We start from the raw sequence: 17,594 nt of genomic DNA, 5'->3' as shown, positions 1-17,594 counted from the left end.
TTTTCGTAAGAATTGTTGTTAAAATCCTAAAGCCGATTTATACGGGATATAAAGCCATTTTGTAGTTCGGTATTAAGTTTGCATGCTCTTTTCTCATAACAAGAGTCTTCTTTGAGAAGAAAAATAGTTCATTCACTCCTATTTTGTGGTCAATAGCAACAAAGTTTAAGAAAAGAGCCTTATTTAAAAGAAATTTCCACCAGCGGAGTATTCCGCTGATGGATTGCGGGCCTGACTATTCAAACACCGTGAACTTGCCTTCGTCAATTACTAGGACAGTAGGCTCCATTACAACATCGCCGTCCTTATCGAAGGAAAAGCTGCCTAAGATTCCCTGAAAATCTTTAGTTTCCGCTAATGCGTCACGAACCGCATCCCGGTCTGCCTCTCCGGCCTTCTTTAACGCTTCAGCCATGATATAGAGAGCGTCATACGCCTGTGCAGCAAACTGATCAGGCTTTTTGCTGTATTTTTCTTCATATTTTTTCACGAAGTCCTGGACTTTTTGATCGTCTTTATCTCCATACCATGGAGTTGCCACAATCAAGCCGTCGGCAGCATCACCGGCAATCTTGATTACTTCAGGAGAGTTGAAACCATTCCCCCCGACAAATGGAACATCAATCCCCATTTTGCGTGCCTGGTCCATAATGACTGCACCTTCGTTATAAAGAGCTGAAGCCAGGATAAGATCAGGTTTCAGACTTTTAATCTTTGTTAATTGTGCATTATAGTCGGACTGGCCTTTTTGGAAGGTTTCAATCGTCAAGATTTCAAGCCCCTTCTCTTCAGCGGCCTTTTTCATCGTATCGAATCCTGACTTCGTAAACACATCATCATTTCCATATAAAATAGCTACTTTTTTAGCATCATATTTCTCAATCGCTTTATCGATCGATGCTGGAATAGCCAATGCTTCAGGCAGCGAGTTTCGGAATACATATTCGCCAATTTGCGGAATCCCTTCAGCAGTAGTAGATGTACCCATAATTGGCACCCCGTTTAGATCTGCCTCGGGACCAACAACGTTCATCTCTGTACTTAGAGTAGGCCCGATAATAGCCGTGACATTTTTGGAATTCATCAATTTCTGGGCAGCGGTTAATGCCTGGTCCTGCTTGCCTGCCGAATCCTCTATGACAAGGTTGATCTCTACTTCTCCCTTTTTATTGATTTCTTCATTTGCTAGCTTGAGCCCATTCGTAATTGCTTCACCATACGCGGCTCCAGGTCCGCTGATGTAAGAAATGACCCCAATATCAGCTGTTACTTTTCCACCTGCCCCCTTAGCCTCCTTCTCCCCAGAAGACTGGGCACCTCCACAAGCCGACAGCAATAACAGACTTGATAAAGCTGTAAACTGAGCAAATCTTCTAAATTGCTTTTTCACTCTCTTAACCCCCTTTATTTTTTAGAAAAATAATAATATTCTAAACTATATAACAATTAAAATACAAAACTAGTGGAAAGTAAAGGCAAAATAAAGATAAATTTCCTAGTAAAAAGCGTTAAATTCTTAATAAAAAAATTAAGTAAAATTGGGCTATTACATTATTCATCAATCGATTTTCAAGTAAATTATCAAAAAAAGCCTTCTATAAGTAAGAAGACTTCTTCTCGGTTCATTACTTTCTCGAACACTTTTCTATTAAACTTTAACTTTCATCTTCAAGTCATTGCTCGTATGGTTTTCAGGATTATATAATACCTTTCCATCAATCATCGTCAACACTACCTTCAACTCTTTAATCTTGTGTTGCTCCTGATTCAATATGCTTGAATCGAGCACGACCAAATCTGCTAGTTTACCCGCCTCGATACTGCCCTTGATCTTTTCTTCAAAACTCGCATAAGCCCCATTCCAGGTATAAGCCCTGATCGCTTCCATGATTCCGATGCATTGATTCTTCCCCACGGCTTGTTTGTCCATTGATTCCCTGTTAATTGCTGCATGGATGCCCAAAAGAGGATCGAGATAGGTGACCGGTGCATCGGAGCCAAATGCGGCTACAATTCCTTTTTCGATAAAATCACGGGCAGGATACATGACTTCTACACGTTCTCCGTAGTATTCAAGATATTTGTCTCCATTCGCATATATAAAGACGGGGTTCGGAGTTACTACAACACCCAGCTTTTTCATTCTATCCTGCAGATCAGGTGAAGAGATACCTGCATGCTCAATCCGGTGCCGATGATCCTGACGAGGGTGGCTGTCCAGGGCAGCCTCATAACAGTTCAGCAGCATTTCGATTGCCCGGTCACCCTGGGCATGGGCCGTCAACTGAAAGCCTTTTTCATGAGCCTCTCCCAAAATTCGATTTAATTCCTCCTGGCTGTAATAAATAATTCCGTTATCGTCAGGGCTGTGTGTATATCCTTCTCGAGTAGCAATTGTCGGTCCAACACTGCTGCCATCTGTAAAAAGCTTCGCTGGCCCTATTTTAAAATGGTCATCCCCGAGGCCTGTAATTGGCCCGGCATCGACCATCTTCTTGACAAACTCATGGGAATTCGTCAAAGATCCTACCATTGCATATATCCGGACCTTTACCTCTTGTGCTTTAACCGCTTGTTGCATGATCCGGATCGTTTCCGAGCCTTCCCCATATCCGCCCGCATCATGAATGCTCGTGATCCCTGCCTTTATGAATTCTTCTGAAGCAAGCTTCATTCCCTTCCGTATTTCCTCATTCGTATAACTTGCGTGTTGGAATACTTGCATGTGGGCGTTTTCAATCATCCGTCCGGTTAAGGTTCCATCTGTATTCCTTTCAATGATGCCGCCTTCTGGATCAGGGGTATTTTCATCAATTTTCGCTATTTCCAAAGCCTTGCTGTTGACTACACATGTGTGGTTGCATGTTCGGATGATGACAATTGGATGATCCGTTGAAATCCCATCCAGTTCTTCCTTTGTTGGGTAACGTTTCTCCTTTAGATTGGATTCCTTAAAACCCCATGCTCGAACCCATTGACCCTTTTGTGTTTCGTTGACCTTTTTTCGCAAGTCAACAAACAGGTCTTCCAATGATTGGATATGGTGTTCGATACAGCTTACTCCTAAGAGATTCGTCCCGTAAATGGTCAAATGAATATGTGCATCAATGATTCCCGGCATAAGTGTTTTGCCATTCAGATCGATAATCTTTGTTGCCTCTGCTGTATATTTCCCCATCTCATCCGATGTACCGACCGCAAGAATTCGATTTCCTTTCACCGCCACTGCTTCAGCCACTGTATTCTGTTCATCAACTGTAATGACTTCGCCATTCATGAATAGATAATCTGCCTTCATGTTCTTCTCCTTCCTTTTATGAAAAAATCGCCAGACTAAGCCTGACGATTTTTTATTTTATATTACGCTACATCCACGTAACGATTGACATCCTCTTTTGCCTGTGGCTTTGTCAAATAGCTGACTGTTACCATAATGATAATGTTGGAAATTAAGCCGAGAATACCTGCATGAATCCCAAACGGTGTAGAATCAGCAACAAGCTGGAAGTAATAATTCACCAACGTACCAACAATCAAGCCAGAAACAACCCCCTGCGCCGTCGCCCTTCTCCAGAACAGCGCACTATACACTCCAGGCGCAAATTGTACAATAGATCCGTACGCACCTAAAAGTAATGCGATTAAGCCTTGCCCTCCAAAGACGGTTATATAGTAAGCCAGGGCTCCAATCACGAAGACGCCGATTCGCATGATCAGAAGTGTTTTTTTATCAGACAGGTCCTTCCAGATGGATTTGACCACCCCGTCTGTCACTTCCAAAGAAGCACTGTGCGTAATCGCATCAGCTGTAGACATCGCTGCTGCAAGCGCCCCTGCACCGACAAGTCCATATAGCCAGCCAGGCAAATTCATGACGGTCGTGATTAAATACGGTAAAATCTGGTCGGCACTTTGTAGCTGACCTGAGTCGACGACACCTTTTGCCGCAAATCCCACCAATAAAAGCGGTATCAGGAACAACGCAAAAACTGGATATGCTAGAACCGTCTTTTTAATCGTCCTCGGATTTGATGCATATGACTTAGAAAATAGATGAGGCCACATCAAGAATCCGATAACTGACACCAAGATTGTTGACGTGTATGCAACTGTGCCCATGGAAGATCCTTCTTTTCCTATCTGAAGGAACTCAGGAGTTTCCCTGGCGATGGCAGCGAACATCTCCGTCGTCCCGCCATGCAGCTGATAAACAATCGTCAGCCCGACTATCCAGGAGATGAGAATCATCAGCAAACCCTGGAACACATCAGACCAGGCAGCAGCACGCAATCCGCCTGTCGCGACATACACAACAACGATACCATAGGAAACAAGGGCACCCAGCCAGAAAGGAATGCGACCCTCTGTCATAATGTTAAAAATTATCGCCATTCCCGACATTTGTGTAGCCAGGTATTGAATTGAAGCAAAAAGTGCAATTAATCCAACAAGAACAGCTAAAGCCGGACTCTTGAATCTGCCTTTCAGGAATCCTGCCACTGTATAAAGGCGATGCTTTTTGCCGATTTTTCCAATTTTAGGGCCAATGATATACCATGGCAAGATGGCAAATGCCGTGTAAGTAATGATGTATAAGGCAGGAGCTCCCTTGGAGTAGGCCCAGCCTGGTGCGCCCAAAAACGAGAATGCACTGAAGACGGCTCCGCCCATTAAGAACCACATGACAAACAAACCTAGCTTACCGCCCGCAACTGCAAATTCATCCAGCGAACTGCCATCCCTGCCTCTTCCAGCCATGACGCCAACAAAAAGAGCGATGACAAGATATAAGATCATCATAATAAGAGCTATTTGCCAATCCGGCATTACACATCCTCCTCCTCGTCCTGGTCTGGATCAAACCGATATAAAATAACCAATGCAACAAATGTAATGACAATCCACAGGATCACCCAGAAAAAAGAAAAAGGTAAGCCGAAAACAATTGGCGTTGCCCGGTTTGCGATTTCAAAAATCGGGAACACGAGCATCAAGAATGGAATTAGTGCAACCACGATATACAACGTGTTAAACCTCGTTTTGCTCAATTCGTCTCATCTCCTCAATCATTTATTTTTCTTCTGCCATCCTCACAGCTGTTCGATAAAGCAATTCAGCACCGAGTGAAATATCCTCAAAGGTTGAATACTCCTTTGGATTATGGCTGATTCCGTCCTGGCAGCGGACAAAGATCATCCCATAATCGCACACGTATGACATGGCGAGCGAATCATGGAACGGACCGCTCATCAACTCTATCGTCTCTAGCCCAATTTTTCTGCTTTCCTCCCTCATGACGTTCATGATGTCCTCTGAGCAGTATCGCGGTTCACTGTTCGTATCCTCTGAAATCTTGTATGTTAAATCGTGCTGTTCGGTTATCTCGGAAATTCGGGTTCGTAATCTTTCTTCTATCCGGTGCCTTCTATCAATATCGATATCTCTTAAATCTACTGTGAATGTCACTTTTTCAGGGATAATATTGCGTGAATCAGGAAAGATTTTCAGACTGCCGACAGTCCCAACCGTAGGCGCGTCAAGATCTTCACTGGCCAGTTCGTTAAGGGCAATGATCACTTTAGCAGCCCCTACAAGCGCATCCTGCCTCATAGGCATAGGAACAGAACCAGCATGGCCCGCAAAACCCTCCAACTCAACCGTCAGCCATAGAGGACCAGAAATCCCGGTGACAATGCCAACCGGCAAATTGTTCTTCTCAAGTACAGGCCCCTGTTCAATGTGCATTTCCAGAAACGAAGCAATGCTTCCCTCTGGATATTCAGATTCCTTCAGCTTGTCAGGATCACAGCCAAATTCGATGAGTGCCTGTCGCCGTGTAATCCCGTCTTTGTCCGTCCGCTCCAGTTCACCCTCTTCAAGCTTGCCAAGAATTCCCCTGACCCCGAACAATCCTTTATTGAACCGGCAGCCTTCCTCATCGCTGAAAGCGACCACCTCAATCGGCATTTTAGGTGCAATGTCGTTCTCCTTCATCGTCTGTACGGCTTCCAGCGCGCCAAGTACGCCGATGACGCCGTCAAACCTTCCTCCATAGGGCTGTGAATCAATATGGGAACCAAGCATTAAAATAGACGCCTCTGGATTTTCACCTTCAAGCCGGCCGATCAAATTGCCAAAGTGATCAATTCTAGCTGTCAGTCCTGCTTCCTCCATCCATCCCTTCACCTTTTCTACTCCTTGCCTGTCCTCCTTCGATAGAGTCAACCTGCAGACGCCAGTCTCGCCAATTTTTCCTATTTCCGCAAGCTGATTGATTCGCTGTTCCAACCGCTGCTTGTTAATGGTTAAAGTTTGCAAAGACATGGTAAATCCCCTCCTTTTATGCTGGGTAGGTTTGTACAATACTGGTAATTCCAAATAGCATTTTTGTTTTTGATGATCCAAATACTTGCCCTTATATACCTCTATCTTTCTGATAAAAAAGTAAATTGTGTAAAACACCCGTAACCCCAAAGGGATTACGAGTGTTATAGGTGATTATTTTTACAGTATCGCCTTCAGCTCTTCAGTCAGTGTCTGTATGATAAAATCGAGATCTTTCATTTCTATATTCAGCGGTGGAGAGAGGGTCAATACATTATTGTAGCCGGCCACCGTGGCGCCGTTTTTGCCAATTATGAGCCCCTTTTCCTTACAGCCGCCAATGACTTTATTAACAAGCTCTGTTCTGAGCGGTTCCTTCGAATCCTTATCACTGACCAGCTCAATCCCGACGAGCAGTCCCTTTCCTCTCACATCTCCTACAAGCGGGTGGTCCTTCAGCTTTTCAGCAAGGCTTTGCTTTAAATATTCGCCTAACTCAGCGGAACGATCAAAAAGCTGTTCTTTTTCCATGATTTCGAGGTTCTTCAATGCCAGGGCACATGCCGCCGGGTTTCCTCCAAATGTGTTTACATGGCGGAAATAATCGTATTCCTCTGTTCCTTTAAAAGCTTCGTAGATATCCTTGCGAACCGCTGTGGCGGACAATGGCAGGTATGCACTGGTGATTCCTTTTGCCATCGTGATGATATCCGGTTTTACTCCGTAATTCATGAAGCCAAAAGGTTTCCCGGTCCGGCCGAATCCGCAGATGACCTCGTCAGCAATCAACAGGGCACCATGCTTTTCACATACCTCTTTGACACCCTTCATATATTGGTCCGGAGGTACGATGACACCGCCTCCTGTGATGATTGGTTCCATGATTACACCGGCAATCGTCTCGCTCAGCTCCCACGTCATCACCCGGTCTATATCCTTGACAGACTCCAGCTCAGCAGCTTCCGTGTCCTTATTGTCTGCACCGCGGTATAAATCAGGCGGCGTTACATGCAGGAAACCAGGAGCCAGTGGCTCGTATTTATATTTACGCTGGGCCTGGCCAGTAGCTGCCAGGGATCCCATCGAATTCCCATGATAAGCCCGATATCGGGAAATGAACTTGTACCTGCCATATTCACCTTTTTGCTGATGATACTGCCTTACCAGTTTAAATGCAGTCTCATTCGCTTCCGAGCCACTATTGGAAAAGAAAATGACGTATTCATCACCAAGGAGCTCATTCAGCTTTTCCGCGAGTTTAATCGCGGGAATGTGGCTCTGGCTGAGCGGAAAGTAAGCCATTTGCTTCAGCTGCTCATAAGCAGCATCCGCAAGCTCTGTCCTTCCATAGCCAACATTCACACACCACAGGCCAGCCATTCCGTCCAGATATCTTTTGCCTTTATGGTCCGTCACCCATGAGCCCTCTGCCTTCTCGGCAATCAAGGTACTATCCGGGCTATAAGGCTTCATGGAATGCCAGACGTAATCGCGATCCTTAGTCAAAAAGTCTTCACCTTGTTTAATCTTTGTCATGTCTTCCCACCTCCTAATCTTTCATCCTTCTTCTAATAATCGAAACGGGACGTGATCATCTTTTTGCGTGTAAAGAAGTTGACCCCATCTTTTCCATTCACGTGAAGGTCTCCGTAGAAGGAATCCTTCCAGCCGGAGAATGGGAAGAAGGCCATGGTTGCCGGAACGCCAACATTGACTCCCAGCATTCCTGCATCTGCTTCTTCTCGGAACTGTCGTATGGCTTTTGCATCCTTCGAATAAATGGTCGCACCATTTCCGAAACGGGATTTTCGAAGATATTCAAGTGCTTCATCCAAATCCTCCGCTCTCAGCAAGCTTAATACTGGCGCAAAAATCTCATCTTTTGCAATCGTCATTTCCGGTTTCACATAGTCAAAAATCGTAGGCCCGAGGAAAGTTCCGTCCTTGAACTCATCCAGTGCATTCCTGCCATCCAGAAGCAATGATGCACCTTCTTCCACACCTTTTTCGATATAGCCCAATACCTTTTCGCGATGGGATTCACGGATTACCGGGGTGAGAAGCACCTCATCGTCCAGGCCATTACCAATCACCAGCTCGTCTGCCTTCTGTTTTAACGACTGGACAAACTGATCTCCATCCCCTACAACAACGACGGCACTGCACGCCATGCAGCGCTGCCCCGCGCTCCCATAAGCTGAACTGATGATATGGGAGACCGCCTTTTCCATATCTGCATCCGGCATGACAATATGGTGGTTTTTCGCACCGGATAAAGCCTGCACACGCTTCCCTTTAGCTGCGGCCCTTTCATACACATACTTGGCAACAGGCTGAGAGCCAACAAACGAGATCGCCTTAACATCCTCGTGGTCCAGTAATCCATTCACGACATCATGGGCGCCATGAACAATATTCAAAACACCCTTTGGTGCACCAGCTTCAGTAAACAGTTCGACCAATTCATTTGCCAAAAGGGGAGTACGTTCAGACGGCTTCAGCACAAATGTATTACCACAGGCGATCGCCAGCGGGAACATCCACAAAGGCACCATCATTGGAAAGTTAAACGGAGTAATACCGCCGACAACACCAAGCGGGTAACGGAACATTTCCGAGTCGATATCCTCCGCGATATTGGAAAGGCTTTCCCCCATCATTAACGTTGGGGCACCAGCCGCAAACTCCACACACTCGATTCCCCGCTGTACCTCTCCATGTGCCTCCTTAAACGCCTTGCCATTCTCCTTGACGATTAGCTTGGCCAGCTTTTCATGGTTTTCAGTCAACAGGTGATGGTATTTATATAAAATTCGCGCCCTCTTTGGCACCGGAGTATTCTTCCATGTTTTGAATGCTTCCTTCGCAGCTCTTACAGCAAGCTCTACATCGGCTTTTGAAGAAACAGGAACCGCAGCAAGCACCTTCCCTGTTGCCGGGTTTGGAACATCAAGCGTTTCGGTAGTCTGCGCATCCACCCATTCCCCATTGATATAGTTCTTCAAAACAGCCGTTTCATTTTTTATCACCGTCATACTTTCGAAGCCTCCTTCATTTTTTCTAAATTTTTAAAAAACTTATCCTATAAATAGATTATCTTTGATTTTCAACAAGCTTTCATTAGACATAATGTAAAATAACAGAGACAGGATATTTCACATAATGAAAAGGTTCTCCACAAAAACCATACGGGTGCCGTTGTGAGGGACAAATCATCGTTTAGAGGACAAATTGGAGCAGCATATAAACCTTGAAAAAGTCAAATAATTAGCACTATAAATAAACACCAAAATAGTCAACCATTTCTTCGGTCGGTTTTTTGGAATAAAAAAAGCCCAATTCCCTAGTGTGAATTGAGCGATTTCCAGTTTTATTTTTTTCTTCTTCAACAAAAGCACCCGTTTGTTCAATAAGAAAGTATTACATTAAGATGTACACTGTAATACCAATTGCACACCCCACCCTTTGTAATCTATAATTCAATTGAATATTATTATGAGGAGAATTATTTTGATAATTAGAGCTATAAGAATATCTGACACGGAGAAATTTCTTAACCTTTGCAAAAAGTTGGATACCGAATCCAACTTTATGATGCTCGAGCCAGAAGAGCGAACAACCACTTTTGATAAACAGTATGAGTACATAAAAAATATTATTGAAGACGATTTATCAATAATCCTAATATGCGAAATAGAAGGAAATATTGTTGGTTACCTCTCCGCTATAAGAGAAAGCTTTAATAGGGTACGTCACAGTGCATATATTGTTACTGGAATTCTCAAAGAATTCACAGGTCGAGGGATTGGAACAAAATTTTTTCATGAACTCGAACAATGGTCCCACGCCAACAACATACATCGACTTGAACTTACTGTGATGTGTCATAATGAAGCAGGTTTAGCCCTTTATAAAAAAATGGGATTCGAAATAGAAGGGACTAAAAAGCACTCCCTCATTGTTGAAAATCAATATATCGATGAGTATTATATGGCTAAGCTAATCTAAGTTTATTAAACATCCGATCAAATTTCGGATGTTTTCTATTTTCGTTTAACGTGTCCAAGCTGCAACAAACAATTCTTCCACTATCAACTGATCTCCTCTTCTTGTGCAAAAGCCCCCGTTAATGAAAGAATATATATTTAATTATTTTTTCGTTTTTTAAAGCGTATTAAAATAATAATTATGATTGCTATTAAAATTAGGGTAGGTAGGATTTTTGTGAATATATCCATCCAATGAAAAGGTGCCTGATGGACATATACAGCTTTTTGCCACTCGTTGTCTCCTACTTCAACAGCTATTGCATTTTTAGTTGATATATTATTTATTTCAAAATACTTCGTCCCTTTAGGATAAGCATTTGAGACATCTCCGTAGTAATCTCCAGTCATATCATTTGGTTTTGTTTTAACTTCTCCAATTTCCTTTCCAATTTGATTAGATAAAACCTTTTCTTCTTTTACTTCATAAACGTTACCATTCCAAACGACAAAAGGATAAGCCCAACTTAATGCTTGAACGGAAGTTGTAAAAGTAAAAATAAATAGTATAAAAAACAATAAAGTTCTTTTCATAAGTACCTTCCCCCTGTTTAAATTCACCATAAAATACAATAGTTCTTGTTGCACTAACCTGCATCGTTTGTTTAATAAGTAGTTCAACAAAAAAGGCGTTTAATCCTTCCTGGATCAACGCTCCCGTTCAATATGAATTTATAATGATGGAGGACTCTCAAACAGACAAATCGATAAACTCTAGTTCCATTTCCGCTTCTGCTTTCGAACGATAAACCGTAATTTTATCATAGGGTTTCAAGTTGTCTTGCCAGGTTCCTATATTACTCAGAAAATCTTCTCCGTTTTCAGAAATTATCAAGCACTCTAAATGCCTATTGATATAACAAATTGGTGCGTCACTTTTCAAATCACATTGTTGACCAACAGTTCCGATAAAACCACCTTTACTATCTTTTGCCATAATATCTACATATGGTACCGTATAAAATTCTAAAAGTGGAATATCATCGTCAAAGATAAATTGAATATCATAATCATTAGCATATTTTTGATACTCCTCATTTTTATGAAAAACACTCATAGGATAAATTGTAGTACCTGCTGGTATAAGCTCAGTATCTTTTAAATTTACATTTATGGCTCCAGTTAATTCTGTTCTATCTAAATAAACTTTTCGCATCTCAACCTCCGTTTAATCTTATTTTATAGTAAATGCTCATTACTTTTGTGATTTCTTATTGAACTATCCTGCTTCGTTTGTTTAACAAGCACTCTACAAAAAAAGCATTAATCCTTACTAGATCAATGCACTTACTTCTAAAGGCTTATCAATCACTTTTCTTCTTTACTACTAAGAATATCCCTAATCCTGCAACAACTATTAGTGACCATAAAACAAATGTAGGCAAATCCGAACCCCATCCTAAGGATCCATTTGGATTCGCAATCCAAGCAGCTGATTCTTTAATGGAATCTGATAATTGTTGAATGGAATAAACAATAACACCAGTGATAATCGCTTGTGCAATAAGAAAGTATCCTAATAAATCTCTCATAACTTACTCCTTTTCTTTTCTCTTTGTTTTTAGATAAACTCTATAATTTTAAACGTTATTCCTTCTTTAACTAACCTGCATCGTTTGTTCAATAAGAAAATAACGTTACTTGACACGGAAGCCTGAAATTAAACCATTTTCTTACCGAATTACGCTTTCCTATTTATGATGTGTTTAGATTCTTCCTCGTTTTATTCTTCAGACTTTTTTTTTTTAACTCTTTAATCTCTTTCTTCAATTCCTGTATTACCCTTGAGTCATCTATACCTTTTGTAACGGCTGTTTTAATAATTAGATAAAATATAAATAAAAAAATTATGCCATATAGTAATTCCATACTAAGTCTCCTTAAAGTCCAATCCTTATTTACCACTCTCTATCTTCTACATAACTGCATCTTTACTTGAAGAAGAAATAAGCTTCACCCCTTCTAGAAAGGCATTAAAGAAGAGGCAACACTTTATCATTCCAGAACTTTTCAAAGTCCTCTTTAGTAATTTCTTTAGGTGAAAATTCTGATTCTGATGCAATCTGATCAATGCTAGGTACTGGTTCAATTCCTAACCCTGTCTTCAGCACTTCAACATCGTTATACGCAAAACCAACTTGACCATCTTTGTATATTTCAATTTTCCTTGTTTCGTATCGATTATCATCTAATTCAGAAATTAAGATAATAGGTTCATCAGTAAAGTCATGTATCCATTCAACATAAATATACTCCACATTCAGTAATCTCCTTTTATCATTTCTTCTTCAACAAACCTGCCTCAATAGTTGAACAAGCGTATATTTAATTCAAAGGTCCATAAAGGTCAATCAATTTACCAGTAGTTGCATCAAAAACAACAGTTGGTTCGTTCCCTTTAAATTTTATTGTGACCTCCCATTGCTTTCTATTTAAGAGTTTATACCAAAGCCCCTCCCTTGTATTAAGTATTGTTTTAACGTTATCAGGTGGTAGTCCTTTTAACTCATTCAAATCCATCGGGGAAATGGAACCTACCCATTCTTCTGATGGGTTTTGCATAAGTTCAACTGAGTGGACTATAGCTTCTCCTGTAACCATAGGATTCTGTTGATAGATATAACCAATCGTTAAAAAAACAATAAAAATAGGGACTAATAACTTCTTCATCTACAATCTCCCATCTGTAAAAACGCATTAACCCTTGTTCAACATTACTGCATCTTTAGTCGAATAACGGGATATCGCCTCAAACTATGATTAAGAACTCTTGCTCTCTTTACTTAAGTATTTTTATAAAGTTATTTCTATTAAAGGGATGCAGCCTCATTTGTATTTTCTGAATGATTATAGATGTTTCTATTCCTAAAACATAAATAACTAACGAACACAACCCAAACCCCGGCGAATTTAAACACATTTTCTACAGCAATAATATCTGCAAATATCCCCCCTAGAATATTTGAGATTGGAATCACCATTACACTTAAAGCTTGAATGGTGGCAGAAATCCTTCCTCGATATTCCTCAGGGATTAATAAAATAGTCACTGAATAAAGTGATATGCTTGCCAGCGATAATGAAAAAGTCAGAAAAAAAACTATGGGTAATACAAACTGAATGCTACTCATCCAGCCAAGTAATGCAAATAGACATCCAGTAATAAAATAGAAAACTACGATCTGCATTGAGGGTTTCATTTTTTTATTCACAAACCTGTTGGCTATACCAGCGGAAACCCCGCCAATTAATCCTACAGCTTGAAGAATTCCATAAGCTTCGGCTCCTTCCTGAAGGTGATCATTTATGTAAACGACATATAATGGTCCTACAAGAGATGCTACATTCATCATCATTGTGATCATTACAATTGTTCTCAATTTTTCGTGCTTATAGATTACTATTACTCCATCACGGATTTCCTGAATAATTGATTTAATATTTTTATTAAAACCTACTCTAATATCACTTTTATTTTTTCCTGTAAATTCTTTAAGGGGGATAAGCATTCCTAAAATAAAGGCTGAAATAAAGAAGGTAACGGAGTTAAGATAAATCGCTCCTGTAATACCAAACATTAGAATCACAAACCCTGAAAGTGCGTTTCCAAGTAAACCTGACAATTGAGTTGATGATGTACGATAACCATAAAGAGTTGAAATTTGTTTTTCAGGAACCAAATTAGGAATGATTTTCGTTTCAGCAGGAGTTGTAAAAGCGTAGGATGCATCTCGTAAGAACATAATCACTAAAAGTAACGCCAATGCTTTCCAATCCGAGAATATTTGAATCCCGAAACCAAGAAACAGTAAAAGAAATGCGTTAGTCAATAATGCAAAAGATAAGATCCGTATTGGATATTTGCTTCTGTCAACAAAAACTCCTGCAACTGGACCAATTAAGAAATTGGTTATGTGAATAAACGATCCAGCTATTGCAGTATAAAGAGCTGATCCACTTTGCTCGAATATATACCACATTACTAGAATGGAAAAAATAGAATTTCCTACTGTTGCAATAAAATCATTTGTAATCATAACAATTACATTACGAGTTGTTTTTTTTGAATTTCCTTTCATTAATCGAATAGTCCCTCCTTAAGAACACTTATAAAAAAACCACCCTTAATTTTGTAATTATTTACATTTACGTTTTTTATCAAGATAGGTTTCAGATTTTTGAAAAAATTTAACACCTGGATGATCTAATAGTGTTCAAACAAACCCTTCTTCAACATTACTGCATCGTTAGCTCAATAAGCTAATCTATAACTTTCTTATCCATATAGCGTTCAGCTTCAGTACCATCAACAGGGTAATTATCAATCGTAACAGAATTAAAATAGAATTCTGGTAATGAGCATTCTAAGCTAATATAAATTTCCCTTGGGTTTATCTCTTCATCTTCCCACAATTCATCATGAAAAACATAGCCTATTTCGTTAGTATTTAAATCTAGTACAATTGGGTCTCCATTTAGGCCGTATCCAATAATAAACAAGCCATTATCTATACAACGCTTATGCTCCTCGTATAAGTTATTTTCAGGCATTACATTTACACTATCAAACCTTACGTGATTAAATTGTACAGTTTCTGCAATAATGAAGTTATTTCTTCGGAAATGTGATAATCCTCAAAAAATTTAGTAGTTCTTGAATTAAAATTAACTTTGGATAGGTTTGATTTGTCAACCTTCTCAAATGCTTTTCTAAACATTTCACTATTCATGTTTAACATCCTTTTTTCATGTTCTTGTTGAACTATCCTGCTCCGTTTGTTCAATAAGGAATTCAACAAAAAAGGCGGTTAATCCTCCCTGGATCAACGCACCCGTTAGCACAACAACGATTATTTTACCCACTATGAACTTCAAAGCAGAAATATCCGAAAGGTAAATGGTCTGCTGTTAATTCCATTTCTGATTTTGCAATTTCCATCATAATTGGTAGAAGTTCTCTTAAACTCTCCTTATATTTAACAAGAGCATTTCTAAATGTCTCTACATCTTCATTTTGACATAAAGGATATAATATTGAACCTAACCTAAAATCCTTAAGTGTTCTTGGTGTATCTGGAACATCAAGGCATTCAATAATGTGTTCCTTCTGAACTTTCTCGTCAAACCAATCTCTGCATTCTATGAAAAATATATATTCTTCAAACTCGATTTGCCTATCCAATAATTCATTTATATAAAATGGTGTAATTCTTATATAATCGGTAGTTGAATTAGAGCTAATAATTTCATCTAAAATACCCTTCAAATCCGTAATCGTTGGGAAATATCTATATTTACCGTTATAGTAAGCTGTGTTATTGTAAACTATCTCGTTAATCTTTCCACTTTTTTCCCTTAACATTTCACTTCACCTACATCCAATTAACTACAATATATTTTATCACTTCTTCTTCCACTAAACTGCATCGTTTGTTCAATAAGGCATTCACCAAAAAAGGCCGCCAATCCTTCTTGGATTACGCACCCATAAAAAACGATAGCTTTTTAAAATTCAATTTCATCTTCTATAATGTATTTCCCATGAAGTGTTATTTGAATAAGATGATTAATTTTATTTATTTTCTCTTGAAAGCTAGTCCTATCCACATCACTCGAGAAGCCTATATATTCTAACGTTTTTCCATCATCGACAAACAGACTATCATAAATGGTTTGTATAGAATTTAATTCATTTACAATATAAACTTCTTTTTCTAATTCATTAACTAAATCGTTATTTAATAACTCTCCTTTATCATCATAAATCCATATGGGATAGCATTGATAGCTTAAGAATAATTTGATTTTTTGCATACCGAAATTACCACCCTACTTAAGGCTATTTTAACAGTTTCTTCTTCCACATAACTGCTTCGTTAGCTCAATAACGAAATTCTGCCTGGTTGGCTGCACGATCTAGAACTCCTAAATCCGTTAGTGCAACAATGGGGGAACATTACTCCCACTCATAATCAGTCACCAGCTCGACCTTTTCTGGCATTATTTTTTGGAGAGTTTCTATTGTTGAAAAATGTCCATCATTTGAGAATGCGGTAATATAATCGCCATCATACCCTACCCAAAACAACGTGGTGTTTTCATTTAAAGTTGCTATCGGGGTATTGGCTATCCATTTTAGTTTAACGAGCCTGGTTCGGTTATTTTTAGTCCTTTTTACAGGATAAGGTGACTCACATTCCCTTTCCTCTAGTCTGAATACATCTTGTTTTAAGGACCATAATGATAGGTTCAACATACTCCCATTCGCGTGCAAGTAAGGATAATATTCTTTAAATTGCTTCTGGCTACAGATAATTGCCTTTACAAAAAAGGTATCTTTACGACTCCCCTTCATATAATTGAACTCTATATTTTGCATCTTAAACATATATTCGTACTCCGCTTGTTGAAAATCATAGATTTCCGCAAGTGAATAAATAGGATAATAATTCGGGCTCTCCATCCAATGGCAAAAGAATTCTTCATGAGCATTTGTATATTCACCATCAATATAACAAGAAAAATCTACGACATTTTGCAACTCACCGTTAATCTCAAAAGGATAAGTGGCTTCTGGACTCGGTACAGTTATTATTGTTTCGGGAGGGGAGTAGTTTATTTCCACCTTCATTTTAATCGCCTCTCATAAAATATTCGAATGGTTATATTTTTATTATATTACCACATGTGACTATTTTTTTTGCGGCTTATGTTATCAGCTTGTTAAACTAAACTGCCCCTTTAGCTCAATAAGTCGTGAAAATCCTTCTGGATTAATACACCATTCTTCCCTTTATGTAAGATTAATTATGTTATCTTGTTTCATAGAATTTAGTAAGATTACCTGAGTTTGGATCAATAACACAAGCGTAATCCACACTTCGAGTAGCAACAATTGCTATAAGCACTCCGTTAAGATAGTAGATCTCATGGAAGCATATAGCATCTCTAATTTCCGTAGGTATACTAAAATTGAAACGTTCCCTTCCGTCTGCATTCAATATAAATGCATTACGTTTTCCGTAATCTAAGTGTGATAAAACTACAGCAAAACCCGAACTATCCAGTAACTTTATAACACTCTCTATACTACTTCTATATTCCTTTTTAAATTCTTTCATTTGAGAACTCCAAGTAAAAAACTTGTTTTGATTCTCCCACCTAAAGTTTTCTATCATAGGTTACCTCTCAAGGACAATTATTTAATTCGGTTATACTTCAAAT

General features: G+C 39.5%; 19 protein-coding genes. 1 reads left to right on the top strand and 18 read right to left on the bottom strand.

Annotated elements, in window-relative coordinates:
- Positions 1-235: 235 nt before the first annotated feature.
- From DYI25_RS05810 to DYI25_RS05780, 7 genes are all read right to left on the bottom strand, one after another.
- The gene (locus DYI25_RS05810; protein ID WP_213367476.1) at positions 236-1,390 is read right to left on the bottom strand and encodes an ABC transporter substrate-binding protein; all 1,155 of its coding nucleotides are present in this window, start codon (positions 1,388-1,390) and stop codon (positions 236-238) included.
- 258 nt (positions 1,391-1,648) lie between these two features.
- Complete coding sequence (locus DYI25_RS05805) at positions 1,649-3,298, bottom strand: amidohydrolase (protein WP_213367475.1); 1,650 nt, start codon at positions 3,296-3,298, stop codon at positions 1,649-1,651.
- Positions 3,299-3,360: 62 nt separating this feature from the next.
- The gene (locus tag DYI25_RS05800) at positions 3,361-4,827 is read right to left on the bottom strand and encodes a sodium:solute symporter family protein (protein ID WP_213367474.1); all 1,467 of its coding nucleotides are present in this window, start codon (positions 4,825-4,827) and stop codon (positions 3,361-3,363) included.
- A complete protein-coding gene (locus DYI25_RS05795; RefSeq protein ID WP_213367473.1) occupies positions 4,827-5,048 on the bottom strand; it encodes a DUF3311 domain-containing protein in 222 nt (73 codons plus the stop codon). Before DYI25_RS05795 ends, DYI25_RS05800 begins: the two co-directional genes overlap by 1 nt.
- A 22-nt stretch (positions 5,049-5,070) precedes the next feature.
- Positions 5,071-6,324 carry a M20 family metallo-hydrolase gene (locus DYI25_RS05790; RefSeq protein WP_213367472.1) on the bottom strand — a complete coding sequence of 418 codons (1,254 nt, stop codon included), beginning with the start codon at positions 6,322-6,324 and terminating at the stop codon, positions 5,071-5,073.
- A gap of 180 nt (positions 6,325-6,504) precedes the next feature.
- A complete protein-coding gene (locus tag DYI25_RS05785; protein WP_213367471.1) occupies positions 6,505-7,860 on the bottom strand; it encodes an aspartate aminotransferase family protein in 1,356 nt (451 codons plus the stop codon).
- A 32-nt stretch (positions 7,861-7,892) separates the two neighbouring features.
- Entirely contained in the window at positions 7,893-9,359 is a 1,467-nt protein-coding gene (locus DYI25_RS05780; protein ID WP_213367470.1) for a CoA-acylating methylmalonate-semialdehyde dehydrogenase, read from the bottom strand.
- A 475-nt stretch (positions 9,360-9,834) separates the two neighbouring features.
- Here DYI25_RS05780 and DYI25_RS05775 point away from each other — a divergent pair, with 475 nt between their 5' ends.
- The gene (locus tag DYI25_RS05775) at positions 9,835-10,332 is read left to right on the top strand and encodes a GNAT family N-acetyltransferase (RefSeq protein ID WP_249745259.1); all 498 of its coding nucleotides are present in this window, start codon (positions 9,835-9,837) and stop codon (positions 10,330-10,332) included.
- A gap of 137 nt (positions 10,333-10,469) precedes the next feature.
- Here the strand turns inward: DYI25_RS05775 and DYI25_RS05770 are convergent, their stop codons facing one another.
- From DYI25_RS05770 to DYI25_RS05720, 11 genes are all read right to left on the bottom strand, one after another.
- The gene (locus tag DYI25_RS05770; RefSeq protein ID WP_213367432.1) at positions 10,470-10,904 is read right to left on the bottom strand and encodes a hypothetical protein; all 435 of its coding nucleotides are present in this window, start codon (positions 10,902-10,904) and stop codon (positions 10,470-10,472) included.
- A gap of 157 nt (positions 10,905-11,061) precedes the next feature.
- A complete protein-coding gene (locus tag DYI25_RS05765) occupies positions 11,062-11,526 on the bottom strand; it encodes a hypothetical protein (RefSeq protein ID WP_213367468.1) in 465 nt (154 codons plus the stop codon).
- Between the two features lie 148 nt (positions 11,527-11,674).
- The gene (locus tag DYI25_RS05760) at positions 11,675-11,902 is read right to left on the bottom strand and encodes a hypothetical protein (protein ID WP_213367467.1); all 228 of its coding nucleotides are present in this window, start codon (positions 11,900-11,902) and stop codon (positions 11,675-11,677) included.
- 441 nt (positions 11,903-12,343) lie between these two features.
- Entirely contained in the window at positions 12,344-12,628 is a 285-nt protein-coding gene (locus DYI25_RS05755; protein ID WP_342032478.1) for a DUF6881 domain-containing protein, read from the bottom strand.
- A gap of 67 nt (positions 12,629-12,695) precedes the next feature.
- The gene (locus DYI25_RS05750) at positions 12,696-13,040 is read right to left on the bottom strand and encodes a hypothetical protein (RefSeq protein WP_213367466.1); all 345 of its coding nucleotides are present in this window, start codon (positions 13,038-13,040) and stop codon (positions 12,696-12,698) included.
- 140 nt (positions 13,041-13,180) lie between these two features.
- Entirely contained in the window at positions 13,181-14,449 is a 1,269-nt protein-coding gene (locus DYI25_RS05745) for an MFS transporter (RefSeq protein ID WP_213367465.1), read from the bottom strand.
- 181 nt (positions 14,450-14,630) lie between these two features.
- Positions 14,631-14,921: a hypothetical protein gene (locus DYI25_RS05740; protein ID WP_213367464.1), complete on the bottom strand. Its 291-nt coding sequence runs from the start codon at positions 14,919-14,921 to the stop codon at positions 14,631-14,633.
- Between the two features lie 304 nt (positions 14,922-15,225).
- Positions 15,226-15,732, bottom strand: a complete 507-nt coding sequence (locus DYI25_RS05735) for a hypothetical protein (RefSeq protein ID WP_213367463.1) — start codon at positions 15,730-15,732, stop codon at positions 15,226-15,228.
- A 143-nt stretch (positions 15,733-15,875) separates the two neighbouring features.
- A complete protein-coding gene (locus tag DYI25_RS05730; RefSeq protein ID WP_213367462.1) occupies positions 15,876-16,184 on the bottom strand; it encodes a hypothetical protein in 309 nt (102 codons plus the stop codon).
- 142 nt (positions 16,185-16,326) lie between these two features.
- Entirely contained in the window at positions 16,327-17,001 is a 675-nt protein-coding gene (locus DYI25_RS05725; protein WP_213367461.1) for a hypothetical protein, read from the bottom strand.
- 181 nt (positions 17,002-17,182) lie between these two features.
- On the bottom strand, positions 17,183-17,491 hold the full coding sequence (locus tag DYI25_RS05720; protein WP_213367460.1) for a hypothetical protein: 309 nt from the start codon (positions 17,489-17,491) through the stop codon (positions 17,183-17,185).
- Positions 17,492-17,594 lie beyond the last annotated feature (103 nt).

Source organism: Mesobacillus boroniphilus, from assembly GCF_018424685.1.
In the GTDB taxonomy this organism is placed as follows: Bacteria; Bacillota; Bacilli; order Bacillales; family Cytobacillaceae; genus Mesobacillus; species Mesobacillus boroniphilus_A.
Note: the sequence above shows the minus strand (reverse complement) of the source record. Positions and strands in the feature narration are given on the sequence as shown.